24 protein-coding genes are annotated in these 24266 nt (G+C 67.7%); 3 read left to right on the top strand and 21 right to left on the bottom strand.

Translation table 11 applies throughout. From position 1 onward, the window contains the following. Window positions 1–27: 27 nt before the first annotated feature. Window positions 28–2292, bottom strand: a complete 2265-nt coding sequence (pbpC, locus tag AC1DXX_RS11580; protein ID WP_478134378.1) for a penicillin-binding protein 1C — start codon at window positions 2290–2292, stop codon at window positions 28–30. A gap of 264 nt (window positions 2293–2556) precedes the next feature. Between pbpC and AC1DXX_RS11575 the strand changes: the two genes are divergently transcribed. Continuing rightward, window positions 2557–2766, top strand: coding sequence for a thrombospondin type 3 repeat-containing protein (locus tag AC1DXX_RS11575; RefSeq protein WP_478134331.1), 210 nt, complete (start codon window positions 2557–2559; stop codon window positions 2764–2766). Between the two features lie 80 nt (window positions 2767–2846). On the opposite strand, the gene AC1DXX_RS11570 is transcribed toward AC1DXX_RS11575, so the two are convergent. The 16 genes from AC1DXX_RS11570 to AC1DXX_RS11495 form a co-directional block, all read right to left on the bottom strand. Next, window positions 2847–3473, bottom strand: a complete 627-nt coding sequence (locus AC1DXX_RS11570; protein WP_478134330.1) for a LysE family translocator — start codon at window positions 3471–3473, stop codon at window positions 2847–2849. A 49-nt stretch (window positions 3474–3522) separates the two neighbouring features. Beyond that, window positions 3523–3924: a GFA family protein gene (locus AC1DXX_RS11565; protein ID WP_478134329.1), complete on the bottom strand. Its 402-nt coding sequence runs from the start codon at window positions 3922–3924 to the stop codon at window positions 3523–3525. An 87-nt stretch (window positions 3925–4011) separates the two neighbouring features. Next, window positions 4012–4296: a DUF2277 domain-containing protein gene (locus AC1DXX_RS11560; protein WP_478134328.1), complete on the bottom strand. Its 285-nt coding sequence runs from the start codon at window positions 4294–4296 to the stop codon at window positions 4012–4014. Between the two features lie 35 nt (window positions 4297–4331). After that, a complete protein-coding gene (locus tag AC1DXX_RS11555; protein WP_478134327.1) occupies window positions 4332–4826 on the bottom strand; it encodes an N-acetyltransferase family protein in 495 nt (164 codons plus the stop codon). Next, window positions 4823–5407, bottom strand: a complete 585-nt coding sequence (locus AC1DXX_RS11550) for a GNAT family N-acetyltransferase (RefSeq protein ID WP_478134326.1) — start codon at window positions 5405–5407, stop codon at window positions 4823–4825. The genes AC1DXX_RS11555 and AC1DXX_RS11550 overlap by 4 nt, the downstream gene beginning before the upstream one ends. A gap of 56 nt (window positions 5408–5463) precedes the next feature. After that, complete coding sequence (locus tag AC1DXX_RS11545; RefSeq protein ID WP_478134325.1) at window positions 5464–6813, bottom strand: amidase; 1350 nt, start codon at window positions 6811–6813, stop codon at window positions 5464–5466. After that, window positions 6813–7526: a DUF2848 domain-containing protein gene (locus AC1DXX_RS11540; protein ID WP_478134324.1), complete on the bottom strand. Its 714-nt coding sequence runs from the start codon at window positions 7524–7526 to the stop codon at window positions 6813–6815. Before AC1DXX_RS11540 ends, AC1DXX_RS11545 begins: the two co-directional genes overlap by 1 nt. 7 nt (window positions 7527–7533) lie before the next feature. After that, window positions 7534–8844, bottom strand: coding sequence for an MFS transporter (locus tag AC1DXX_RS11535; protein ID WP_478134323.1), 1311 nt, complete (start codon window positions 8842–8844; stop codon window positions 7534–7536). A 60-nt stretch (window positions 8845–8904) separates the two neighbouring features. Then, window positions 8905–9582, bottom strand: coding sequence for a hypothetical protein (locus AC1DXX_RS11530; RefSeq protein ID WP_478134322.1), 678 nt, complete (start codon window positions 9580–9582; stop codon window positions 8905–8907). Between the two features lie 144 nt (window positions 9583–9726). Beyond that, window positions 9727–10644, bottom strand: coding sequence for a LysR family transcriptional regulator (locus AC1DXX_RS11525; protein ID WP_478134321.1), 918 nt, complete (start codon window positions 10642–10644; stop codon window positions 9727–9729). A 434-nt stretch (window positions 10645–11078) separates the two neighbouring features. Further along, window positions 11079–11207: a hypothetical protein gene (locus AC1DXX_RS11520; protein ID WP_478134320.1), complete on the bottom strand. Its 129-nt coding sequence runs from the start codon at window positions 11205–11207 to the stop codon at window positions 11079–11081. 9 nt (window positions 11208–11216) lie between these two features. Then, a complete protein-coding gene (locus AC1DXX_RS11515) occupies window positions 11217–11942 on the bottom strand; it encodes a penicillin-binding transpeptidase domain-containing protein (RefSeq protein WP_478134319.1) in 726 nt (241 codons plus the stop codon). A 116-nt stretch (window positions 11943–12058) separates the two neighbouring features. Then, complete coding sequence (locus AC1DXX_RS11510; protein WP_478134318.1) at window positions 12059–12490, bottom strand: GNAT family N-acetyltransferase; 432 nt, start codon at window positions 12488–12490, stop codon at window positions 12059–12061. Between the two features lie 34 nt (window positions 12491–12524). Then, on the bottom strand, window positions 12525–12893 hold the full coding sequence (locus AC1DXX_RS11505) for a SnoaL-like domain-containing protein (protein WP_478134317.1): 369 nt from the start codon (window positions 12891–12893) through the stop codon (window positions 12525–12527). A gap of 86 nt (window positions 12894–12979) precedes the next feature. Further along, a complete protein-coding gene (locus tag AC1DXX_RS11500) occupies window positions 12980–13537 on the bottom strand; it encodes a hypothetical protein (RefSeq protein WP_478134316.1) in 558 nt (185 codons plus the stop codon). Window positions 13538–13583: 46 nt separating this feature from the next. Further along, entirely contained in the window at window positions 13584–14126 is a 543-nt protein-coding gene (locus tag AC1DXX_RS11495; RefSeq protein WP_478134315.1) for a protein-tyrosine phosphatase family protein, read from the bottom strand. 45 nt (window positions 14127–14171) lie between these two features. Here AC1DXX_RS11495 and AC1DXX_RS11490 point away from each other — a divergent pair, with 45 nt between their 5' ends. Beyond that, window positions 14172–14294, top strand: coding sequence for a hypothetical protein (locus AC1DXX_RS11490; protein WP_478134314.1), 123 nt, complete (start codon window positions 14172–14174; stop codon window positions 14292–14294). Here AC1DXX_RS11490 and AC1DXX_RS11485 read toward each other — a convergent pair. Both AC1DXX_RS11485 and AC1DXX_RS11480 read right to left on the bottom strand, forming a co-directional pair. Then, window positions 14287–14937 (bottom strand): hypothetical protein, encoded by a 651-nt coding sequence (locus tag AC1DXX_RS11485; RefSeq protein WP_478134313.1) that lies wholly within the window; start codon window positions 14935–14937, stop codon window positions 14287–14289. The genes AC1DXX_RS11490 and AC1DXX_RS11485 overlap by 8 nt on opposite strands. A gap of 63 nt (window positions 14938–15000) precedes the next feature. Beyond that, window positions 15001–21027 (bottom strand): alpha-2-macroglobulin family protein, encoded by a 6027-nt coding sequence (locus tag AC1DXX_RS11480; protein WP_478134312.1) that lies wholly within the window; start codon window positions 21025–21027, stop codon window positions 15001–15003. A gap of 362 nt (window positions 21028–21389) precedes the next feature. Between AC1DXX_RS11480 and opgC the strand changes: the two genes are divergently transcribed. Next, on the top strand, window positions 21390–22529 hold the full coding sequence (opgC, locus tag AC1DXX_RS11475; RefSeq protein WP_478134311.1) for an OpgC domain-containing protein: 1140 nt from the start codon (window positions 21390–21392) through the stop codon (window positions 22527–22529). Window positions 22530–22550: 21 nt separating this feature from the next. On the opposite strand, the gene AC1DXX_RS11470 is transcribed toward opgC, so the two are convergent. After that, entirely contained in the window at window positions 22551–23567 is a 1017-nt protein-coding gene (locus tag AC1DXX_RS11470; protein ID WP_478134310.1) for a hypothetical protein, read from the bottom strand. Between the two features lie 123 nt (window positions 23568–23690). Continuing rightward, the coding region (locus tag AC1DXX_RS11465) for an SGNH/GDSL hydrolase family protein (protein ID WP_478134309.1) at window positions 23691–24266 on the bottom strand (576 nt) is incomplete at its 5' end.

The following is a 24266-nucleotide window of genomic DNA, read 5'->3' as shown; positions in this document are numbered from 1 at the left end:
GCGTTGATTCTGGCATGCGGGCCGCCCTCATCGGCGCGCGCTTTTCGTCACGACGCCCGCACCCCGCACCTCGAGCTTGCGCTGGTCGACCACCTTGCCGCCGGCGTCCACCAGCTCGATCACATGGCGCCCGGGCCAGGGCAGCCATTGCGCGCTGTTGCCGCGCGCGAAGAACTTGCCGTCGATGCGCCACTGCACGCCGCGGCCTTCGGATTCGAAGCGCACGCGCTGGCGCAGCGGGGGAATGTCGGGGTCGAGCGCGATGATGGTGCCGTCCGCGGGTGCGGTGATGCGCGCGGCCATGGCATCGGTCGCCATGCGGGTGTCGAGCGCGAACAGCGGTTGCTCGGTGCCCTGCAGGAACCACTCGCTGCGCGCGGCCTCGATGGCGTTGCCGTCGGCGGCGGGGCCGAATTCCACGCGCGCCTCGACCAGGCCGGCGGGCGGCGCGGGCGAGCGGCTCGGTTCGCGCGCGTGCAGGAAGCGCATCACCTCGGCCCAGATCGGCGCAGCGCCGCTGGTGCCGCTCACGTCCCACATCGACGCGCCACTCGCATTGCCGACCCACACGCCGACCGTGTAGCGCTGCGACCAGCCCACGGCCCAGTTGTCGCGCATGTCCTTGCTGGTGCCGGTCTTCACCGCGGTCCAGAAACGGGTGGAGAGGATGCTGTCGAGCCCGAAGGTGCGCGTGCGCGCGTTCGGGTCGGAGAGGATGTCGCCGACGATGAAGGCGGCGCGCGGATCGAGCAGCGGCGGCGCGCCGGCGGCCCTGGCCTTGTCGGCCGGCGACGCAGGCGGCCGCGCGGTCAGCGTCGTGGGGCCGTAGCGCCCGCCGTTGGCCAGCATGCGGTAGGCATTGGCGAGCGACAGCAGCGACACCTCGGCGCTGCCGAGCGCGAGGCTGTAGCCGTAGTAGTCGCCGCTTTCGCGCAGCGGCAGGCCGGCGGCGCGCAGTTCGCGCGCGAAGGACTCGGGCGACACCATCACCAGCGTGCGCACGGCCGGCACGTTGAGCGAGGCGGCCAGCGCGGTGCGTGCGGAGACCGGGCCCTTGAACCGGCGGTCGTAGTTCTGCGGAATGTAGAGGCCGCTGGCGGTGTTGATCTGGGCCGACGAGTCCTCGATCAGCGAGGCCGCGGTGAGCCGCTTCTCGGCGATCGCCTGGCCATAGAGCAGCGGCTTGAGCGTGGAGCCCGGCTGGCGCAGCGCGGTCACGCCGTCGACCTCGGCCGCCTGGCTCAACGGACCCGAGGAACCGACCCAGGCCAGCACCTCGCCGCTCGCGTTGTCGAGCACCACGAGCGCGCCGTCTTCCACGTGCCGGTCGCGCAGCTCGCGCAGGTGGCGGTGCAGGGTGTCGAGGGCAAAGCGCTGCAAGGGCGCGCGCAAGGTCGTCCGCACGACCGCTTCCTTGTCTTTTTCCCTCCCTCTCTGGGGGAGGGCCGGGGTGGGGGCTGCCCCCGCATTCGCATCCCGCATCTCGCGCAGCACCCGCCGCGCTGCATGCGGCGCGATGCCTTCGTTGGCATCGAAGGCCCGCCGCTGCACCGCCGCGCTGGTGAACATGTCGATCGCCCCGCAGTCGACCTTCTGCTCGGGCTCCATCGCGCGCAGCACCTCGCAGGCGCGCTGCGCGACGAGCGCGGGCGTGGCATTGGGTGCACGCACCAGGGCCGCGGCCACGCTGGCCTCTCGTGCGTCGAGGCCGCTCGGCGCCTTGCTGAACAGCGTGCGCGAGAGCGCATCGATGCCCACGATCTCGCCGCGGAACGGCACGGTGTTGAGGTAGGCCTCGAGAATCTGGTCCTTGCGCCAGCTGCGCTCCAGCTGCGTGGCCGCCACCGTCTGGCCGATCTTCTGCGTGAAGCTGCGCCCGCCTGCGGCGCGGCGCAGGTCGTCGTCGAGCAGGCCCGAGAGCTGCATCGTGATGGTCGATGCGCCGCGGGTGCGTGTGTTCCAGAGGTTGCCCCAGGCTGCGGAAGACACCGCGCGCCAGTCGATGCCGCTGTGTTCGTAGAAGCGCCGGTCTTCGCTGAGCACCATGGCCGTGCGCAGGGCCGGCGACACATCGGCCAGCGCGGTCCACTGGCCGCGCCGCACGGTGGCGTCGGTGCGCACGCGCTGCAGCAGCTCGCCGTTGCGGTCGAGCACGGCCGTGTCGGAGGAGCGGAACTCGCGCTTGACCTCCTCGAAGCTGACGAGCGCCCAGGCCGGGTGCGCGCAGGCCGTTGCCAGCAAGGCCGCGGCGAGGGCCCTGCGGGTGGGCATGAAAGGCGCAGGCGGCTGCATCGAAAGGTGTTTGTCCATCTGGAGGGTGCTCGCATTCTCGGCGATGCACCACGGGAACTGCACCTACTCCGGGACGGGCGGCTTGCCGCCTTGCCGGGGTGAAAACTTCAGCCCAAAGTTCACAGCAGATTCCACATCCGGTAACGAACTTCACGCAACGGCCTTCATGGAGAAACCCAATGCGTACCGGTGTGGCCTTCAATGCAGTACCGGCTCGCAGGAGGCGAACCCCGGTTTCATAACCACTCCAAGGAGAAACGCATCATGACGAAGATATTGGCGATCCTGCTGGCCGCATCGGCCGTCCTGGCCGGCTGCGTGGCCGTACCCTACGACCGCCCGCCGCCGCCGCGCGGCCACCAGTACGGCGACCGCGACCGCGACGGTGTGCCGAACCGCTACGACCGCGACCGCGACAACGACGGCGTGCCCAACCGCTACGACCGCAGCCCGAACAACCCGTACCGCTACTGATGCAAAAAGGGCCGCGAAGCACCGTGCTTCGCGGCCCTTTTTTTCGTGAAGGGTGTCAGCCGCGCGTCTTTACACCGGCCTCACACCGGCCGGCGCGCCATCAGCGCCCAGATGCCCGCCGCACTCAGCAGCGACCCACCCGCGAGGTTGAAACGCCGCTGTGCACGCGGCGACGAGAGCAGCTTGCGGGCCGAACCGGCGAACACCGCATAGAGCGTTGCGTTCAGCGCCGCCATCGCCACGAAGGTGGCGGCCAGCACCCAGAGCTGGCGGGTCACGTCGGCCGCGGGACTGATGAACTGCGGCAGGAAAGCCACGAAGAACACGATGCCCTTGGGGTTGAGCGCTGTCACCAGGTAGGTGTTGGCGAACAACCGCCAGCGCGAGCCGGGCGCTTCGGGCGCCGCCATCTCGGTGGAGGCGATGCCGGCGCGCAGCAGCCGGATGCCGAGGTACAGCAGGTACAGCCCGCCTACCCACTTGACCGCCGTGAACCAGAAGGCCGAGGTCGCCAGCAGTGCGCCCAGGCCCAGCAGCGAGACGACCAGCGCGGTCGAGTCGCCCAGCGCCACGGCCGCCACCAGCGGCACGTTGGCGCGGCGGCCGTGCGACATGGAGTAGCTGATCACCGTGAGGATGGTCGGCCCCGGAATGATCAGCAGGATGGCAGAGGCCGCGACGAAGGCGAGCCAGAGTTCGACGGGCATGAAGTTGTCTCCAGGTGGTGGTTGTGTTCGTGGGAAGCGATTCTCTTCGTCAGGCCCCGATGGCCGTGCGCGCGACATGCCAGGTGCCGCGATGCCCGTCCACATAGCTGATCGGCGAGCTGGCGAGGTCGTCGAGTTCCACGTCGTCGAGGCAGGTCACGTTCACGCCGTAGGCGCTCGCGCCGGTCTCGGGCGAATGGCCCACGCCGAAGGAGCGCACGCCGCAGTGTCTGCACACGATGTAGTGGCTGTTGCGGGTGTCGAGCATCTGCTCGCTGAGTTCGGATTCGCCTTCGAGCAACCGGAAGGCGTCGGTCGCGACGATGGCCGGCCAGAAGCGTGTCTGGGTGCAGATGGCGCAGTTGCACCGCAGGGTGCCCAGGCTCAGGTCGATGTCGGCTTCGAATCGCACGGTGCCGCAGTGGCAGCCGCCGGTGTAGGTCTTTTTCATGTGCTTTTTGGCCGCCCTCGATCGATGGGGGAGCCGCAGGCAAACACCATATCAAATGCCGGGCCAGCGAGTGTCGGCGGGGGCTTTTCAGGCGGATGCGGTTGCGGTGCCGAACCGGGCGGCCGACCTGGCCTTTGCACGTTCCGCCTCGATGGCGCGGTCTTTCGGCTCGGCGGTGGTGACGAGCGAATCGATCAATCGCGCCGCGGTGGCGGCCACCTCATCGACCGCGCGATCGAAAGCTTCTTCGTTGGCCTTCGACGGCACGCTGAAGCCGCTGAGCTTGCGCACGAACTGCAATGCGGCGGCGCGTATCTCCTGCTCGGTGGCGGGGGGCTCGAAGTTGTAGAGGGTCTTGATGCTTCTGCACATGGGAACGCTCTCCGGATTGCAGTGAATGTTTCAGTCTAGCGAAGCAAGGCCATCTTGAAGGCATCGTGGTAAATGCCGTCGATCAGGCTGGCACGGCGCGCGAGTCCCTCGTGTTCGAAGCCGAAGCGCTCGTACAGCGCCTTGGCATTCAGGTTGTCCGCGCGGACGGCCAGTTCGATGCGGGTGAGCCCGCACGACCATGACTTGTCGATGGCAGCCTGCAGCAACTGCGCACCGAGTCCCAGGCCGCGCGCCTCGGGCAGCAGGGCAATGCCCAGGATGCCGATGTGGGCCCGCGAATTTCCGAAGACCGGCGACACATCGCACCAGCCCACGACCTTGCCGTTGCCATCGACCGCCACGAAATGCGGGAATTTCCTGGCGAGCACGTTGCGGTAGAAGGCGATCGATTGCGCCAGCGGCGGCGCCTGGGTCTGCGCGAGATACTTTTTTTCGCGCGCCACGATGTCGAGCGCCTTGTGCAGGCTCTCGAAGTGGCGCTCTTCAGTGGCGACGACGGAATGGGTCATGCGCGAAGCCTCGCTTCCAGTTGCTCTTTCACCGCCGGCCACTCGTCGTCGATGATGCTGAAGCGCACCGAGTTGCGCTTGCGGCCGTCCGGCATGATCCGTTCGTGGCGAACAATGCCTTCCTGCTTCGCACCGAGCCGCAGGATGGCCGCACGGGACTTCGCATTGATCTCGTCGGTCGTGAACTGCACGCGCACGCAGGCCATCTCTTCGAAGGCATGCCGCAGCATCAGGTACTTGGCCTCGGTGTTGACGAAGCTCTTCTGCCACGAGGCAGCAATCCAGGTGCTTCCGATCTCGAGCTTGCGGTGGACGCGGTCGATCTTCCAGAAGCGCGTCGAGCCGATGACCTGGCTGGTTTCGCGCAGCACGGTCGCGAAGGGCATGACGGTGCCCGCGGCTTGGCCGGCGAGCGCATGGCCGATGTAGGCATCGACCGTCTCGGCCGAGGGAACGACGGTGAAAGGCAGGCTCCAGAGTTCGCCGTCTGCGGCGGCGGCGACAAGTGCCGCCGCGTCGGAGGCGAGCAGCGGGCGCAGAAGAACCCGGGGACCGGTGAGCGAAGGTTGCGAAGGCGGCATTCGCAAGACGATAGCCGAATCGCCGCCGCGTTGGCGGCGCAGCCCCGCTGTCCGGCTCAGTGGATGCGCAACACGGGCTCGACGGCCAGCGCCACAGCCGCCAGCCGCGCGTCGTCGCCGCGCACCGACGAGAGCATCAGGCCCACCGGCAGTTCGCCGGGCACATGGCACGGCAGGCTGAATGAACACCCGTCGAGCAGGTTGATCGCGAAGGTGTTGCGCAGCAGCAGGCCGTTGGCCTGGAAGAAGGCGGCGTCCTCGGCCAGCGCCGCGATGGGCGGCGCAACGATCGGCACGGTCGGGCAGACCAGCGCATCGAAGCCTTCGAGGGCGCGCTCGACGCGGACGATCCAGTCGCGCCGGCGGTCCTGCATGGCGATGTAGTCGGCAGCGCGCACCTCGGTGCCGAGCGCGATGCGTGCGGCGACGCGGGCATCGAAGCCTTCGCGTCGGGCGGCAAATCGCTCGCGGTGCACCGCCGACGCCTCGACCGGCGAGAAGCCGCCGGGCGCGTTGATCGACGCGATCTCGGCGAGTTCGGCCAGCGTGATGTCGACCACCTGCGCGCCCGCCGCCGACAGGGCCTGCACCGAACGCTCGAAGGCGTGTGCGACCGCCGGTTCGATGCCGTCGAACATCAGCGTTCGGGGCACGGCGAGGCGCAGGCCTTCCAGCGGGCGTCTGCGCACCGCCAGCGGCGCGTCGGCAATGGCCGCATCGGCGATCAGGCAGTCTTCGACGCTGCGCGCCATGGCGCAGACGGTGTCGAGCGAACGCGCGAGCTCGAAGGCACCCGTGCGCGGAACGCGCGACTGCGTGCTCTTGAAACCCACGAGCCCGCACAGCGCCGCGGGGATGCGGATCGAGCCGCCCGTGTCCGAGCCCAGCCCGGCGACGGCAAGACCGAGCGCCACCGACACGGCCGCGCCCGACGACGAGCCGCCCGGAATGCGCGGCGTGTCCGCATCCGCCGGGTTGTGCGGCGTGCCGTGGTGCGGGTTGATGCCCACGCCGGAGAACGCGAACTCGGTCATGTTGGTCTTGCCGACGACGGCCGCGCCTTGCGTGCGCAGCCGCGTCACGGCCACAGCATCGCGCACGGCGGGCGGCTCGCCCGCGCAGACGGCCGAGCCGGCCATCGTGGTTTCGCCGGCGACGTCGTACAGGTCCTTGATCGACACCGGCAGGCCCGCGAGCGCGCCGAGCTGAACGCCCGCCTTCTGCGCCGCATCGGCATGCCGTGCCGAAGCGCGCGCGGCGTCGGCGTAGAGCCGCGTGAACACATGCGCCGCCGAAGGCAGGGCGGCCGCTTCGAGCACCTGCTCGATCAGCGCTTCATGCGACAGCCCGCCGCGCGCGATGCGCTCGCGCAGGGCGGCGATGGTGAGATGGCCGGTGCCGCGCATCACGCCACCACCGGCAGTGCTTCCACCGCGTAGCGATGCACGATGCGGCGTTGCAGCCGCGGGTCGTGCAACTCGATTTCCATCTGCGCCGCGGGCCGGATGCCTTCGCCCCTGGCATTGGGCAGCGCACCCAGCGTGCCGCAGGTCATGAACAGGCCTTCGGGCGCAGCACCCGCACCGGGCATGCCGTCGCGCAGCGCGGCCAGCGGCCGGATCGATGCGAGCGTGCCGCGCTGGTAGTCCACCCAGCGGCCGCCTTCGAAGATGCGCGAGTGCAGTTCCACTTCATCCTGATGCGCCTGCAGGTCGCGCCAGCGCCAGGCCACCTGGGCCACCGGCTTGGCGCACATCTGCTTGGAGACGGCGACGGAATAGCTCTCGACATGGCGGTCGGTGTGGTCCGAGGCCACGCTCAGCCACCACTCGCCCTGCGAGAAGAAGAGCACGGGCTCGGCCTCGCCGGAACTCCGGTCGCCCAGCGCCTCGATGGCCGGCGACTGGGTCAGCAGCTGGGTTGCCACGCGGTAGTACAGCGGCACGCTGGAAGGACGCGGCACGCCGAGCGCCGCCAGTTCCTCGATGTGGTGTTCGATGGCCGCGATGTCGCGGCCGGTCCATCCCGCCACCACCAGCGCGGTGGGCTCGACGGAACGCAGTTCGATGGACCGTGCGCCGTCGGCGTTCACGGTTTCGCAGGCAAAACGCAGGTGCATGGTCGTCTCAGGCTTCAAGGGGGCGCTTGGCGGTTTCTCGGGCGATGAAGAGGGCGATCAGCGTGACGCACAGGGCGCCCGTCACATACAGCGACACGGCCACCGTGCTGCCCCACGACTTGAAGAGGGTCGCAATGATCAGCGGCGCGAAGCCGCCGCCAAGGATGCCGGCCAGCGTGTAGGCCAGCGACGAGCCTGCGTAGCGCACGCGGCCGGGGAACTGCTCGGTCACGAAGGCGGCCTGCGGGCCATACATCATCGCGTGGATGATCAGGCCGACCACCACCGCCGCGCAGATGGCAACAGGGTGTGCGCTGTTCATCAGCACGAAGAAAACGAAGGCCCAGACGATGCCCAGCAACGCGCCGGCGATGTACACCGGCCGGCGGCCGATGCGGTCCGACAGGCTGCCGAACCACGGCACCGCGACCGCGTTGCAGGCCGCGCCGATCATCGTGGCGGTGAGCGCGAGCGGCCGGGAGAGATGCAGCACCGTCGTCACGTAGGTGAGGGTGAACACCACGACCAGCGCATAGAGCACGTCGGAGCCGATGCGCGAGCCGCCGGCCACCAGCAGGCGGCGCCAGTGCTGCGTGAGCACTTCCTTGATGGGGGTCTTGGCGGTGGCCTTCTTCTGTTCCATTTCGAGGAAGACCGGCGTCTCGTCCACGCCGCGGCGCAGCCACAGCCCGAACAGCACCAGCGCGACGCTGGAGATGAAGGGAATGCGCCAGCCCCAGGCCTGGAAGTCTTCCGGGCTGAGCCAGGCCGACACCACGGCGATGAAGCCGGTGCCGATCAGCGTGCCGCACGACGGGCCGACCTGCGTGTACGAGGCGTTGCGGCCGCGCTCGTCGGGCTTGCCGTGTTCCATCGACAGCAGCACCGCGCCGGCCCATTCGCCGCCGAGCGCCACGCCCTGCACGAAACGCAGCGCAACCAGCGCCACCGGCGCCCAGATGCCCCAGGCCGCGTAGGTCGGCAGCAGGCCCATCAGGCCGGTGGACACACCCATGATGACCAGCGTGGCCACCAGCACGAAGCGCCGGCCGAGCCGGTCGCCGAGATGGCCGAACACCACGCCGCCCAGCGGACGCGAGATGTAGCCGACCGCGTAGGTCGAGAAGGCGAGGATGGTGCCCGTCAGCGGGTCGAAGGACGGGAAGAACACCGCGTTGAAGACCAGCGCGGCCATGATGTTGTAGACGGTGAAGTCGTACCACTCCAGCGTGGTTCCGATGGAGCTGGCCATGGCCAGCCGGCCCATCCGGGGCGGTGCCGCGGCGATGGCCGGGGCGGTGAGAACGTGTTCGGTCATGGGAATGCCCTTGTTCAATGGAGAGAAGGAGAAAGAAGCAGGAAATGCGGCGAGGCGGGATCAGTTCAGCTCGGCGGCGTTCAGCTTCCAGCCGAGCGCGAGCAGCCATGCGGCCGCCGGGTCGGCATCGAGTGCGGCGGTTGCAGAAGTGCGTGCGGTGCGCGCTGCATCGGCGCTGCTGGTTTCCACCACCAGCATCGGTTGCAGCACGCGGCCTTCGACAGCTTCGCGCGGCAGCGGTGTGCTGAGCGTGGCGTCGGGTGCCAGCAGGTACGACTGCACGAAGCCTGCCTGCTCGGCCAGCTGGCGGCCGGTTTCGGCGGCGCGTGCAACCAGCGCCTCGACGTTGCCGGTGACGGCGAGAGGCAGCACGGCCACATGGCTGCCGCTGCCGAAGCCGGTGACCGCGCGCACGGCGCACACGCGGCGAATCGGCTGGCGCATGCGGTCGAGGTTGGCGACGGACCACGGCGTCTGCTTTTCGAATGCGGCGCGGTAGCCAGCCGAGCCGAACACGGCCAGCGATTCGGTGCGGTACAGCCCGAGGTACTTGCGCCCCCCTTCGAGCGAGAAGTAGCGCGCGCCGGACAGGAAGCCGGGAATGCGCACGCGCTCTTCCACATGTTCCCTGTCGTACCAGCGGTTGAAGTCGGCTTCGTCGGCCGGTTCGACATCGGACGCGACGAACAGCAGGCCGTTCGCGTTCGCTGCAGGGGAAGAAGAGTCAGGGGTGTTCATGGCGACGGAAGAAAGGGCGGGCCTTCGAAAAATGAAGGCGCGATCTTCCGTCGCAGGGGCGTGCTGTCACAAACGAGTTTTTATGGGCGACAGCCACAAGAATTACTGGCCCCTTTATGGGGCTGGAATGCGCGATCTTGAGGGTTAACCCTCTGCTGCGGCGCTCCAGGTTGGTGCAACGGCCGACGTGGTGAACTGGTCGGACGCCCGGCAGGCCAGCTCGGCCACGAGGCGGATGGCATCGGAGTCGGCGGCCTCCAGGTGGCTCACCACGATGCGCTGCGGCGAGATGAGCGCATCGCACTCGATGATCCGCACATCGCCGCTGGCCACGTATTCATAGCAGGGCGGCAGCGGCACCAGCGCGTTGCCGAAGCCCGCCTTCACCAGCCGCGCGAGCGCCGAGATCGAGCTCACGCAGTGCACCTTGCCCAGCGGAATGCCCGCCGCGCGGTAGAGGTTCTTGAGCGCCTCGTGCGGCTGCGAGCGGGGGCTCATCGTGAGCACGGGCTGGCGCAGCAGCTGGTCGACGGTCTGCGTTCCTTCGGCACCGATCGGGCCGACCCAGCCCATCGGCATCGGCAGGCAGGGCGTGCTCACGATGCCCGCGCCGGCGATGTGGTCGGTCTGCAGCGCGATGTCGAGTGCGCCTTCGCGCAGGTCGCGGTGCAGGGCCAGGGTGGTCTCGGAGGTCAGCTGCACCTCGATGCCCGGATAGGTGGAGCGCAGGTTCGTCAGGAAGCCCAGCAGCCAGGTGTGGACCACCGTCTCGATGGCGCCGATGCGCACCAGCCCGAGGATGTCGCCGCGCGGGCGGCCCAGCGAGACGATCTCGCGGCGCAGTTCGAGCAGCCGCTCGCCGTAGTCCATGAGCCGCACGCCCACGGGCGTGAGCCGCAACTCGCGCGCGTCGCGCTCGAACAGGCGCGCGCCGATGTCTTCCTCGAGCGAGGCCACGCGGTTGGACACGGCCGCCTGCGTGATGTGGAGCCGGTCGCTCGCTGCGCGGAAGCTGCCGAGCCGCGCGGCCCAGAGGAAGGCTTCGACAAATCGTGTATTCATGAGGGCACCTGCGGGGCATTTTGCCCGCAACGTGTCTGCGCGAGGGGATGCCTTCCAAGAGCCCGTTTGCGACCTTGGGGCCACATTGAGGCTTGTTGTTCAGGGCGCGATCACGCCGACGGTGTACTCTGCTCCGCGAATGTCCCCCGGCGCGGCCTAGGGCCGCAGGCCTCCTCCTTTATTTCGCTGCGCAGAGCACACCATCGGCGTGATCGCTCGGAGCAGTCGTTGATCGGCTCGCACAGGCGCTGCGCTCATCGTGCACAGGGCACCGGGTGCTCCCCGCAGCGAAATAAAGGAGGAGCGAAGCGGGGGACATTCGCGGAGGGGAGTACCCGGTGTCCTGTGCACGCGTCCCGAATCGGTCGAAAATCACGCCGTGCAGCTCACTCCAACAAGCATCTGCATGGTCCCAAGTAGATCGTAAACAGGCTCTAAGCCGGAAGCACGTTCATCTGCGTCAGCAGCGTGCGGCCCAGCGGGATGCGCTTGGCGACATCGGCTTCGCCGTGCATGTCGATGTTGAGCGCGAAGCTCTTCACGCCGCCATCTGCAAGTGCCACCCAGCCCACTCACCAGCCGAGCGAGAGGCTTGGCGCTTCGTACCAGCCGGTCTTGGCGTGCAGCGCATGGGCCGGTGTCTGCTCGATCAGGGTGATGTCGTGCACCATGTCCTGGCTTCGCTGGGACATCGGCAGGCTGCGCTGCGCGAGTCGCATCAGGAAGCGCACCTGCTCGACGGCGGAGATCCTCAGCTTGTCGTTCACCCAGAACTGATCGACCTCGGTGCCCAGGGTCTCGTTGCCGTAGTGCAGCCTGGCGATCCATTCGTTCATGCGCGCAAGGCCGATGCGGCGCGCCACCCCGCGGTAGATCGGCAGGTGCGAGACGCGGATCGCGTCGCGCAGATTCATGTCGCGCTCCCACTCCTTGCGCTTGTAGGTTCCGCCGCCATGGGGAAGGATCTCGTCGATGTCCTTCACCGCGCCGCTCTCCAGCGCAATCAGGCTGTTGGGAATCTTGAAGGTCGAGGCCGGGCTGTAGCGCCGCTCGGCGCGCCGGCGGTCGACCACGGTGAGCTTCGAGGTGGCGCTGTCGAGCACCACCCAGGTTCCGGACACGCCGGCTTCCTTGAAATATCTGGCGAGGTCCGGCCGCTCCTCGACGTGCGCGACGGGCGTGGCCGCATCGGCGAAGCGCGTGGCGCCGAGGGCGGCGAGCAGGCCGCAGCCGCTCCGGGCGAGGAAGGCGCGGCGGGGGGCGGTGCGGGTCGTGAAGGGGGCTGGAACTCGAGGCATGGCGCGTGCTGTGTGTGATGGACGGTGCTGGATCATCTGGCGCACAGCCGCCATTCACAACGCCGCAGGCCCCGTGCTTCGTCACGCGCGTAACGGCCGTAACCGTACCGCGGTCGTCAGCTCTCGTCGATCAACCCGCCATCGAGCGCCTGCTGCTCGTTCCTGAAGATCGCCATCGCGGTGCGCATGCGCTTGAAACCGAGCTTCTTGTAGAAGGGCTCCTTGCCCGCCACCGCGTACAGGATGATCTTGCGGTGCCCGCGCGAAAACTCGACCAACTGCGCGACGATCGCCTTGCCCAGGCCGATGCCCTGGTGGTCCGGGTGCACCGCCACGTCGCAGATATAGGAGCAGTCGAGGCCGTCGGCCACCGCGCGCCCGGCGCCGATCAGCCGGCCGTCTACATAGACCAGGCACTTGAACAGGCTGTTCGAGAACACGATCTTCAGGTCGGCCGGTTTCTTGTTCCCCAGCGGGGCGATCTCGTAGAGGCGGGAGAGCTCGTTCCAGTCGAGCGCTTCGAGCGTGTGTCGCCATTCGAGGGTCATGGGGCTCGCCGCGTCTTCTCCGGCCTCGTTGTTGTCAGGGCGTGCCCGAATAGAAGAATTCTTCCCGCACGATCTTGCCGTCCTTGACGGTGTAGAGCGCCATTTCTTCCATCGTGAAGCGCTTGCCGGTGGGCTTCATGGTCACGTCGAACCGGAAGCCGACGATGAAGCGGTCGTCATGCGGCCACGGACCGGCGACCTGCATGGAATGCACCTCGTGGTTGGCAACCCACCATTCGCCCTTGGCCTTGATGGCCGCGAGGCCGACCGCTTCGCGCTGCCCACCGGGCGGGGCGCTGGCCTCGACGCTCACGGCGTCGGGGGCGTAGAGCACCTGGGCGTCCTCGAATTTCCCTGCCTTGCACACCGCCACGAGCTTGTTGGCGATTTCCTGGGTGTTCATGCATTTCTCCTGTGAACTGAGAGAGAGAGGGGTGATGACCGAGGCGGGAGTGTAGGCCTGTGTGCCCATCGAAGGCTAGGGCCTGTTCATCCTATGCAAGGGGCCGCGACATCGAAGAGGGTGGCGGTGAATGTGCGATCGAACTCGGGGTCTCCACCGAAGCTCAGCGCGATCTTTCCGGTCCAGACGATGTTGAAGCGATCGGTGTCTGCGATCCGCTCGAACCGGATGCGATGGTGCGCCACCGCGCCATGGCTGAAAAGGTAGATGTGGAAGGCGTTGTCGCGTGGGTCTTCGGACGGTGCATCGTCCACGCAGGCCTCGAAGCCGTCGATGCGTTCAAGGCTGAACTCCGACAGGGGACAGACGGCAAAGCCACGGTAGTTCGGCCATTGGGTCGAGGAGAGCGTGCAGCGGTGGTAGTTGGTCCAGACGCCGGGGGCTTCCCAGTCGCTCGGGAAGTCGTCTTCGTCGTCTTCTTCAGGCTCTTCGATTTCGCGCTCTGCTTCGTAGTCTTCGCTTCGCAGGTGTAGGTCGAACCACACCTCGTTGTCTCTGACGGAAGCGGTCCAGCGGAACTCCTCGATCGGATGGCCTTCGGGCCAGGGATTGCCGGGGAAGAAGATGCGGTTGCGTGTTGTCATGCGGGCATGATTTTGTGCGATCGGGAGGACGCCCAGCGGTGGTTGCCTAGGCGCCTTGGTCTCGAGATGGAGGGCCGGGATCGCGAGGAGGGCTGGAAAGCTCGCGGGCGTAGCGCCCGAACCAGTCGACCTGTGCAGAGGTATCCGGCATCGCGATGCCGCGGGAGCGGCTCAGTGTGTGAAAGATGTCATTGAACGGAACACCCAGCCTGTGGAGCAGGCAGCCCGCGATCAAACCCGTGCGGCCAATGCCCGCTCGGCAGTGGATGGCAATCGCCTTGCCGTCCGTGAGTTCGGCGTGCAGTTTGGCGATCAGGACGGAGACCTCCTTGTTCGATTGCGGCGTTCCCCTGTCCGGGATCGGAAAGTGCATGAACTCGATGCCGTGCGCCGCGCAGAGCGACGGCTCGTCCCGAAGTTCAAGCTCGCGGATCTCCTCTGCTTCAAGCAGGCAGACCACCATTCCGATCGAGGCCCGTTGCCAGGAGGCGATTTCTTCGTGCAGAAATTCGCCCCCACGCGGCCGCGCCATCAACCCGAGCCGGTGCGGCTCGATATTTTTGACCCAATGGACTGTCGTTTCGAACATCGCGCCGACTCCTCAGTCATCGAGAGCGATGATGAACTCGGGCGCGTGGGTCTTCAAGTCGACCAGCAAAAGCTCGATCGACTTCTTGTCGAAGGCCCCGAATTCGACGGCCTTGCCATCGAGAAGATCGCGTTCCTTTCGCTCACCCGCTGGATCTCGATCAGGTGAAAACGATCGCCGTCTTGTGCGCAATGCTCAGCCGCGCCGATTCGTACAGCAGCAACCACGACACGTATTCACGGTACAGGCCGCCGTCGTCCTCGATCAGCGCATCGATGCGTTCCGCTTCCTCGTCCGAGAGCTTGCCGTCCGTGAGCCGGATGCCGAGGGCAGGGGCCACGAACACGAGTTCATCGAGCAGCCGGTAAGACGAGCCGAGCATGCCGCCGGGGAGGCCGCTCTCGTCGCCATCCTCTTCGTCGAAGAGCACGTCCTTGAAATCGACGGGCACGTAGAAGCCCTCCGCATCCGAGTGGCACAGCAGATGGCTTTCCGAGCCGTCGAGCAGCACCTGGATCTTCGGGTCTTCCGTGGGGTCGACATCGTCCGGCAGCGGCGTCGCCACCCAGTCGGGCGACAGCACGCGGTGGGCATACGCGCGGCGCAGGTAGTGGATGAAGGAATAGGGAAAGCCGTCGATCGACGCGCGCGAGTCGAGTTCGAGCGGCCCGCGCGGCTCCGTGTGCTGGGGGAGTCCCGCGGCGGCCAGCACGCGGTTGGCTTCGGTCAGGTCCTCCTCGAAGGCCTCGGCACCTTCGGGATCTTCTTCAAGCAGTTCGGCAAGCATGCCGACGCAGACGGCGAGACCCATGATGTCCTCCAGGTGGTTGGTTCGTTTCGATGGTGGCGAAGGCAGATGAATGTGCAATGACGGCTACTTCGCCGCCTCCACCTTCACCCGCGCATTCGGCGTCTCGCCGAACATCTCGGGCGCATACATCGCCTCGACGCGGCTCGGCGGCAGTGCGAAGTCGCCGACGTTGTTGAGGCGCACGGTGTATTCCATCTTCACCACGCCCTTGGGCAGGTACTCGTAGTAGCTGCGGAAGGCTTCGAAACTGCGTTCCTCGAAGGCCGGCCAGCCTGCGCCCGACTTCTTCTCGCCCTGGGTGGCGATCTGCGAGTCGCGGCCCAGGCCGCCGCCGAGGATGGTGGCGCCACCCGGGATCGGGTCGCTGATCACCACCCAGGTCATGTCGGCGCTGGCGTTCACCTCGATGGTCACGCGCAGCACGTCGCCGCGGGTGTACTTGCCCGCGGTGGCCTGCTCGACCGGCGTGACGGTCTTCTTGAGCGCATAGCCCGCGGCGAAAGGCGCCTTCAGCTGCACGGCGGCAATCGACTGCAGCGTGAGCCACGGCTTGCCAGTGCCTTGCTGCGTGACCAGCAGGGTGTCGCGCGCCGGTGCGCCCGAAGGCGATGCAGCCCACGGCAGGAACATCGCGTTGTTCTTCAGGTTGCCCGGCGATGCGGGTGCGCCGAAGAAGGTGGTCTGGTTCGGTGCGCCGGCCGGGTCGCTGGTCTTCACGCGTTCGACCTTGTTCCAGTCGACCTGCGCCTTGACGGCACCGAGCGTCGCGGCGGTCACGCCGGCCACCGGCGTGCTCTCGAACACCTTCGAGAACTTCTCCAGCGCCAGTCCGCCCCACAGGTTGGCGGTGGTAGTGTGCCAGGCGCCGTTCTGCTGGCGGCCGATGAAGCCGTTGGCGAGTTTGCCGATGTCGTCTTTCCACGCCGGGTCGTCCATCACGCTGAGCAGGAGGCGCGCGGTGTTGACGTCGCCGTTGGTCATCAGCCACCACCAGTAGTCGTCCTGCTCGGTGCTGAAGATCAGCTTGGTGCCCTGGTACGACAGGCGGGCCTTCAGCACGTTGTTGGCTTCGTCCAGGCGCTGCTGGCGCTGCGGCACGTCGTTCACGCGCTTCAGGATGTTGAGCCAGTCGATCACCGCGCTGGTGGGCCATTGGTTGGGCGCGATGGTGATGCTGCCGAGCATGCTTCCCTTGGCCTTGCCGTAGCGCGAGAGCGCTTCGAGCGCGGCGAGCTTGCGCACGTCCAGGTCCTTGCGCGGGCTCCAGAATTCGCGCGTGATGCGGCCTTCGACGAACGCGATCAGGCCCGACTCCATCGGCGCACGCACATCGTCGGCGAGCGCGAAGGCGGGGTTGAGCTGCGCGGCCTCGTTCGTCGCTGCGAGCAGGTACGAGGTGAGGATGTCGCTGCCGCGGTTGGCTTCGCCGTCGCGCGGCGGGAAGTAGTTGGCGAGGCCGTCGCTGTCCAGGTAGGTCGGCAGCTGGGCCAGCACGCCCTGCCACATCTTCGCGTCGCGCAGGCCGACCGACTTGCTGGTCTTCTGTTCGAGGCAGATGAAGGGGTAGTTCGCGAACCAGTCCCGCACGCCCGGCAGGCCTTCGGCCAGCTTGGGTTGCAGGGACAGCTTGAGGCCGCCGCGGCCGGGCAGGGCGTCGGCGGGCGGGGCCACGTCGAGGGTGAACGGGCCGTCGATCTGCACCAGCGTGGCCTGCTGCACCGTGAGCGGCACGGAAGGCACGATGCGCTGGCGCACCTTGAGCGCGTCGCGCGCGCCGCCGAGGGTGTCCTTGGCTTCGATCTCCCACAGGATGGCTTCGGCGCGCGTCTGCGCGAGTTGCGCAGGCGCGGTCACGGTCCATGCCACTTCACGCGCTTCGCCGGCCGGGATGTCCACGGTCTGCGTCTCCAGCGTGAGCAGCGTGGCGCGCGGCGTGGCCTCCACCTTCATCGGCTTCTGCGTGGTGTTGCGCAAGGTGATCTGGGCGCGGAACTGGTCGTCCTCGCGCACCAGCGGCGGCAGGCCGCTGATGATCTGCAGGTCCTGCGTGGCCTGGATGCTGGCCTGCCCGGTGCCGAACAGGCTGGCACCCGAATCGGCCACGGCCACGATCTTGAAGGTGGTGAGCGCATCGTTGAGCGGCACCGTCACCACGGCCTGGCCGTTGGCATCGAGCACGATCTTCGGGTTCCACACAAGCAGGGTGTCGAGCAGTTCGCGCGTCTGGCCCTTGCCGCCGCCGCCGCCCGCCGGCACGGCCTTGCGGCCGTAGTGGCGCCGGCCGACGATTTCCATCTGCGCGGTGGAGGTGCTCACGCCCCAGCTGCGCCGCTGCAGCATCGCATTGAGCAGGTTCCAGCTGTCGTTGGGCATCAGCTCCAGCAGCGCCTGGTCGACCGCGGCCAGCGCCACTTCGGCGCCTGCCGCCGGCTTGCCGTCGGGCAGCTTGGCGGTGATGGTGACCTGCGCCTTGCTGCGGATCGGGTAGCTGGGCTTGTCGCTGGTGACCGTCACGTCGAGCTGGTGGGCGCGCGTGCCGACGCGGATCTCGGCCATGCCGAGGCGGTAGGCGGGCTTGCTCAGGTCGACCATCGCGGTGGGCGCGACGTATTCCTTGCCTTCGTACCAGAAGGCAGTCCACCACTCGCGCGGCGCCTTGAAGCCCCAGGTGAAGAAGCTGTACCACGGCACTTCGCGCAGGCGGCCGCGCAGCGCGAGCACGCTGACGTAGGCGTTCGGGCCCCACTCGGGCTTGACCTGCAGGGTGACCGTCGGGTCCTTGCCGTCGAGCTGCACGACGTGGGTTTCGATGATGCCTTCGCGTTCCACCGAGACCAGCGCGGTGGCAAAGCGGAAAGGGCTGCGCACCTGGAACTTGGCGACTTCGCCGGGCTGGTAGCTCTTCTTCTCGGGCAGCACGTCGATGCGGTCGTTGTCCTCGCCGCCGAACCAGAGTTCGCCCTGCTTGGTGACGTAGACGGAGCTCACGGCCTTGCTGTCGCGGCCCTCGCCGTCGGTGGCGCTGGCGATGAGTTCGACTTCGCCGGCTTCCTTCAGCTCCGATTCGCACAGAAGCAGGCCGCGTGCATCGCTCTTGCCGCTGCAGACGGTGCCGATGTCTTTGGTTTCGGTCTTGTTGTCGTAGGTGTAGAAGCCGCCCACCATGCGCTTGCGGCTGGTGGTGGTGATGCGCGCCACGGCGCGCACGTTGAGCGTCACGCCGGCCTGGGGCTTGCCCGTGAGGTCGAGCGCGAGTGCCTGGAACTTGAGCTTCTGGCTGGTGGAGACCCAGCCTTCGGTCTTGATGCCGGCGATGACGGAAGCCGGCCACAGCGTCTGCGTGCTGCGGATGGTCTGCACTTCGCCGTTCGGGTCGGCATACGTGGCTTCGAGCAGCAGCTCGCGCGCGGCCTTGACCTTGGGCACCTTGTCGATCGTGACCTTGCCCGCGCCGTCCTTGTTCAGCGTGAGCGGCAGCTTGTCGGCGATCACGCGGGTGTCGCTGGCGCTGTTGAGGTCTTCCTCGCCGCCTGCGGTGTCGGCCGCGGCCGCGGCCTGCGTGCCTTCGCCCTGTTCGGCGCGCGGCGGGTTGAAGCTGAAGGCGTCGTAGTCGGAAAAGCTCAGGCTCTTGCCGCGCACCATGGCCGACACGCGCACCGGCAGGTTGGCGGCGCCGCCGCCGGCCACGTAGTTGATCTGCACGTCGGTCGGCACCGTGGTGGCTGCGACCAGCGGTTTCTTCTCGGTGGGCGCGATGCGGCCTTCGAGCACGGGCAGGCGGAATTCCTCGACGCGGAAGATGCCGGTGCTGAAGCTGCGGCCGTTGCCGCCTTCGTCGCTGTCGCCCTCACTGTCGCTGTTGGYGTCCTTGCCGGCGCCGGTGCGCAGCATCACTTCGTACGCGCCGAGCTTGGCCGCGGGCGGAATGGGGAAGGTGTTCTCCGCGCTCAGGCCGCCGGTGGCGGTCTTGCGCCAGTTGAGCGGCTGCGTGAAGCGCTGGCCGCTGCCGACGTGGGTGATGACCAGCGTGTTCGGCCGGTTCTCCGGCAGGCCGAAGCCCTTGCTGGTCTGGGTGCGGATCAGGCTTTTCATCGACACCGTTTCGCCGGCACGCAGCAGCGTGCGGTCGAAGATGGTGTGGGCCACGCGGTCGGCTTCGGGCTGCAGGCTGGTGGGCACGTTGAAGCGCCAGGGCTCGATGCCGCGCTGCCAGTCGCTCCAGGTGAAGGCGAGGTCTTCGACGCCCTTGTCGTCCTTGGCGCGGGCGCTGACGAACCAGGCGCCGCTGTCGTATTCGTTGGGGCCGTTGCAGCTGGGCGCCTGCGGCGAGATGCCCTGCAGCGTGACGATGCCGCTGGCGTCGGTGGTGCCGGTGGCCACGGCCTTGCCGTCGCAGCCCGACACGCGCACCTCGGCACCCGCCACCACCTTGCCCTTGTCGAGCGTGGTGACCCAGGCCACCGAGTTCTCGCGGCCCAGCTTGAAGTGCACCGCGAGGTTGGTGGCCAGCGCGGTGGTGCGCACGTACATCGTGCGGCCGGCGTTGTAGCGCTCGTCGAGCAGCGCTTCGCCGAGTTTCTGCGAGGCGATTTCGAGCACGTGGAAGCCCGGCGTCAGCGGGATGCCGATGACCTCGAAGGGGCGCGGATCGCCGCTCTCGGCCTTGGGCATGTCGAGCGCCTTCACGCCCGGCTGGCCCGCCAGCAGCGACAGCATGCGGGTCTGCACGCTGGTGCGGTCGTCCTTGTCGATGACCGGCGGCAGCGGCCCCTTCACGTCCTTGCGTGCGACATCGCGATTGACGGTGTAGTTGTTGTCGTAGCGGCGCACCTTGCGGAACCACGCGATGATGTCCGCGTCGGTCTTCGGGTTCATGTCGCTGACCTTGCCGGGCGTGAGCGCCTGCACCATCAGCTGCGGCTCCACGCGGCGCACGGTCACCGGCATCATCGGCGGCGTGCCGGGCTCGGCCAGCCGCTCGATCACGCCGAAGGGCGAGGCCGCGAACTTGGCCAGCGGCGGCATCGCGCCGGTCGCCACCTTCAGCGGGAAGGTGCCGGGCGTGGCCAGCGGGCGGCCCGAGGCGTCTTCGAACTTGGACGGCAGCTCGATGCTGTACTGGGTGCTCTCGGCCAGCGGCGGGCCGAAGCTCACGCCGTTGACCACGTCGTCGTCGCTCTGCGTGCCGCCGTCGTTCTCGAGCTTGGCCTTGGTCGTCTTGCCGTCGCCCTTGAGCGTGATCTGCGAGGCCAGCTTGCGGGTGACCGGCGCGTTGAATTGCAGCTGCATCGGGCGCAGCGGCAGGCAGGCGGCCTGCGCGTTCTCGCGCTCGCAGGTGAAGGAGACCGCAAAGGGCTCGCGCACCTGGTAGTCGAGGCGGCGCTCCACGTTGTTGGCGACGCCCGACGGCGTGGCCACGCCCTTGCCGTAGACGATCTGCATCTTGCTGCCGGGCGTCAGCGTGCGGTTGCACTGCATCGTGATGAAGCGCAGCGGGTCTTTGGCGGCTTCCTTCTCGCGGCTGAAGGCCTTGAGCAAACCGGCGCGCTGGTCGCCGTCGAGCAGCTTGACGGGGATGCGTTCGCCCACGCCGTCGGCCGTGCACCAGACGTTCTGACGCACGCTCTCGAGCGTGGCCGCGCCGTTGAGTTCGAGCACGAACATCTGCTGCTCGTCGATGCGCGCGTAGTTGCCCGGCATGTAGCTGCGAACGAACGGGCCGCCGCTATTGAATTGGTAGCGCTCCGGGCCAGTCAGCTCGCCGCCCGCGCTGGGCTTGAAGGTCGGAATCCGCGTGACGGTGCAGCGCACGCCGGGTGGCAGGTCGTTCTCGAAGTCGTACACCCAGGCCTTCGCATCGGTCCAGCGGCCGGTGCCCTTGCCGGCCTGCGCGTCGGTGCAGCTCACGGAGAGCGGCGCGGGTGCCTTCGGATCGCCGAAATTGACGGCGGCCTGGTCGAACTTGGCGACGATCTGGCGCACGCGCGCCACCTCGCCCTGCGGGGTCAGGCTGGTGATCTGAAGGGCAAAGCTCGGGCCGGCGAGCAGCGCGCTGCCGGCCAGCAGCCATGTGGGAACGAAACGGGTCACGGAATCTCTCCTCCTTGGGGCAGCGCGCAGCGTAGCCGATTTGCGCGTCAATACGGCGGTGCCAACAGTCATATGGCGTTGGTGTGGCCGCTTTGTTCGGGGCGTGATCGTTCAGAGCACTGGTTGATCGGCCGCAAACCGGCAGCGTGCCCTCGTGCACGGGGCACCGGGTGCTCCCCGCAGCGAAATAAAGGAGGAGCGAAGCGGGGGACATTCGCGGAGGGGAGTACCCGGTGGCCTGTGCACGCACCCCCGAACGTGACTTCAAGGCCCGCACAGCGAAGCTTTACGCCGGCCTTCTTACAATCCCTACCGTCGTGCGTGCGCCGCGCAGACCGCCACCAAGACCTCGCCGCCGACCGATGAAACGCTACTGGGAAATAGACGCCTTGCGCGGGCTGATGCTCGTGCTGATGACCGTCACCCACCTCCCCACCCGATTGACCGATCCGCTGGGCCAGCCGTTCGGCTTCGTCTCGGCCGCCGAAGGCTTCGTCTTGCTGTCGGCCTTCGTGGCGGGGCTGGTCTACAGCCGCATCGGCTACGCCCGCGGGGTGGACTCGATGCGCATCGCGTTCTGGCGGCGCGTGGTCAAGGTCTACCTCTGCCAGGCGGCGATCCTGCTGTTCCTGTTCACCGTGATCGCGGCGCTGGGGCTGCACATCGACCAGCCGGCGGTGAAGAACCTGGTCTCGTACTACCTGGCGGAGCCGCGCGACGGCTTCCTGTTCGGGCTGCTGCTGATCTACGAGCCGGCGCTGCTCGACATCCTGCCGATGTACATCTTCTTCATGCTGATGAGTCCCTGGGTGCTGGCCTTCGCCATGCGCCACGGCTGGACGCTGGTGATGGTGGCGAGCGTCGCCGTGTGGGCGGCCGCCCAGTTCGGCATCAGCGAATGGATCTATGGGCTGGCTGTGCGCTACCTGGGCATTCCGGTGCCGTTCCACGAGATGGGCGCCTTCAACACCTACGCCTGGCAGTTCCTCTGGTTCGCGGGCCTGTGCATCGGTGCGACGCGCAACGGGCCGGATGCGCGGCCGCTGCGCTTTCCGTGGTGGCTGCTGGTGCCGGCGGCGGGCATCGCGCTCTATGGGCTCTACTGGCGCCACACCGGCATCAACGGCCAGGCGCCGTTCGGCGGCGACGTGGAGCTGAACCTGCTGTTCGACAAATGGCAGCTCGGGCCGCTGCGCCTCGTCAACCTCGTGGCGCTGGGCATCCTGGCCGTGCGCTTCGGGCCCTGGGTGATGCGCAAGATCCCGCGCCTGCATTGGCTCGAGGCGATGGGCTCGGCCTCGCTGCCGGTGTTCTGCGCGCACCTGGTGGCGGTGCTGCTGGTGCTGGCCTTCTATGGCGACAGCCAGACCGCGCGGCCCTGGTGGGGCGACGGCCTCTTGCTGCTGGCGGTGTTCACGGGGATGTACGTCGTGGCGCGGTTCACGCGCGGCGCCGATGTGCCGCCGGCGGACGATGTGCCGTCGGGGCCGGCACCGGCCTGAGGGCGGCCGCCGTCGGCGCTTCTACTTCTGTCGTTGCAGGAACGACTCCATCAGCTGCACTTTCTGCTGGTATAGGTCCAGGGCACGGCGATTGCACGGGGCATCCGCAATGGCGATTCTCGTGGCTTGATTCGCGGCAAAAAAGCTTTCCCCGTATCGCGCGGCGATGCCCTTTCTTGCCGCCTCAAATCTCGCGTTCATCGTGACGACCAGCGGCCCGTCCATCGCGTCGCACTGGCGCTGCTTGATGACCACGCGCAGATAGTTGGCCTGCGTGAAAACCGACACAGCCTCTGCTTCCACAGGCACCGAGACGTTGGGAAACCGAGCCTTCTGGTTCTGGATGTGCCGGAGCTCGTTCAGCGACTTCTCGTTCCCGGGGTCCAGTTGGAGCACGCGTTCGTGCAGCGCCTTCGCCGTATCGAGATTGCCGAGTTCGATCTGGGCGAAGGCCATGCCCCGCAACGCGCGCGTCGTCTCCGCGGTCTTGCGTTCGGGTGGGGAGATCCCCGCGGTGTCCAGGGCTTTCTGGAATATCTCCAGCGCGCTTTGCCAATTGTGTTCGGCAATATCGGTTTCCGCCCGCTCCGAGAGGTACGCAGAATTGTGCGGAGAGAGCTTGATGGCGGCGTCGTACGCAGCCCTGGCCTCGGGAATGCGGTGCAGGTCGACCAGCGCGAAGCCTTTCAGAAAATACGCGAGGCTCCACTCGATGCCGTAGACCTGCGCTGGCGTTTTCTCCTCGTACCCCTGCATCGCGTAGAGCAGGCTCTCGGGCGCCGAGCGTGCGGCGTACGCGAGAACGCCGCTCTTGCGGTAGGTGCTCTCGTAGTAAGCGATGGCCTTGTCGGCCAGGAGCAATGCCTGCGCCGGCTTTTTCGCGGCCACGGCCTCGCTCGCCTGTTGCACCAGCGCGGCGCCGGCGTCCGTCTTCGGGACGGCGATCACAGGCGGTGGCGGGCTGGAGGCTTCGGGTTTCGTCGCGCAGGCGGACAGGAGCAGCGACAGCACGATCGCCGCGGAGAATTTCATGACCATCGAGGCCCTTCCTTGCCGCGCCAGGCGGTGAATTTTTCGTTGAGTGCGCAGGTTTCGATGGCGCCCGCGCAAGTCCGGCGCGAGTCTAGCGAACGCATGTATCTGCCGAAGGGGCGGACGCAATCAGGGCAGGGCGGCAGCTGGCGCCGGTGCCGGCGCGGCGGCACCCGGCAGGTGCGGCGCGATCACCGACTGCCAGAGCCGGTAGCCTTCATCGGTCATGTGCAGCCTGTCGCCGCGAAACAGCTCCATCCGCGGCCGGCCGTCGACGCCGAGCATCGGGGTGTAGATGTCGATGAACTCGCTGTTGGGCAGCAGGTTGAGGTAGGCCGAGATCACGTGGTTGGTTTCGCGGATCTGCGGCATCAGCTGCTCGCGCGAAGGGCTGGGCTTGACCGAGATGAAGCTGATGCGCGTGTTCGGGAGTTCGGCGCGCACCGTGTTGGCAAAGCGGGCGAAGCTGTCGAGCACCTGCAGTGGCGTTCGGCCTTCGGCCAGGTCGTTGTCGCCCGCATAGACCATCACCTGCCGGGGCTTGTAGCGCACCACCAGCTCGCGGGCGAACAGGCTGCAGTCAGCCAGCGTCGAGCCGCCGAAGCCGCGGTTGACCACGCCGCCGGGCACGCGGGCGAAATCCTGCGCGAGGCGGGTCCACATGCGCACGGTGGAGCTGCCGACGAACACCACGCCGCCCGGGGG

Source organism: Variovorax sp. P4_B10 (assembly GCF_056402375.1).
This window is presented reverse-complemented; position numbering and strand designations above follow the sequence as displayed.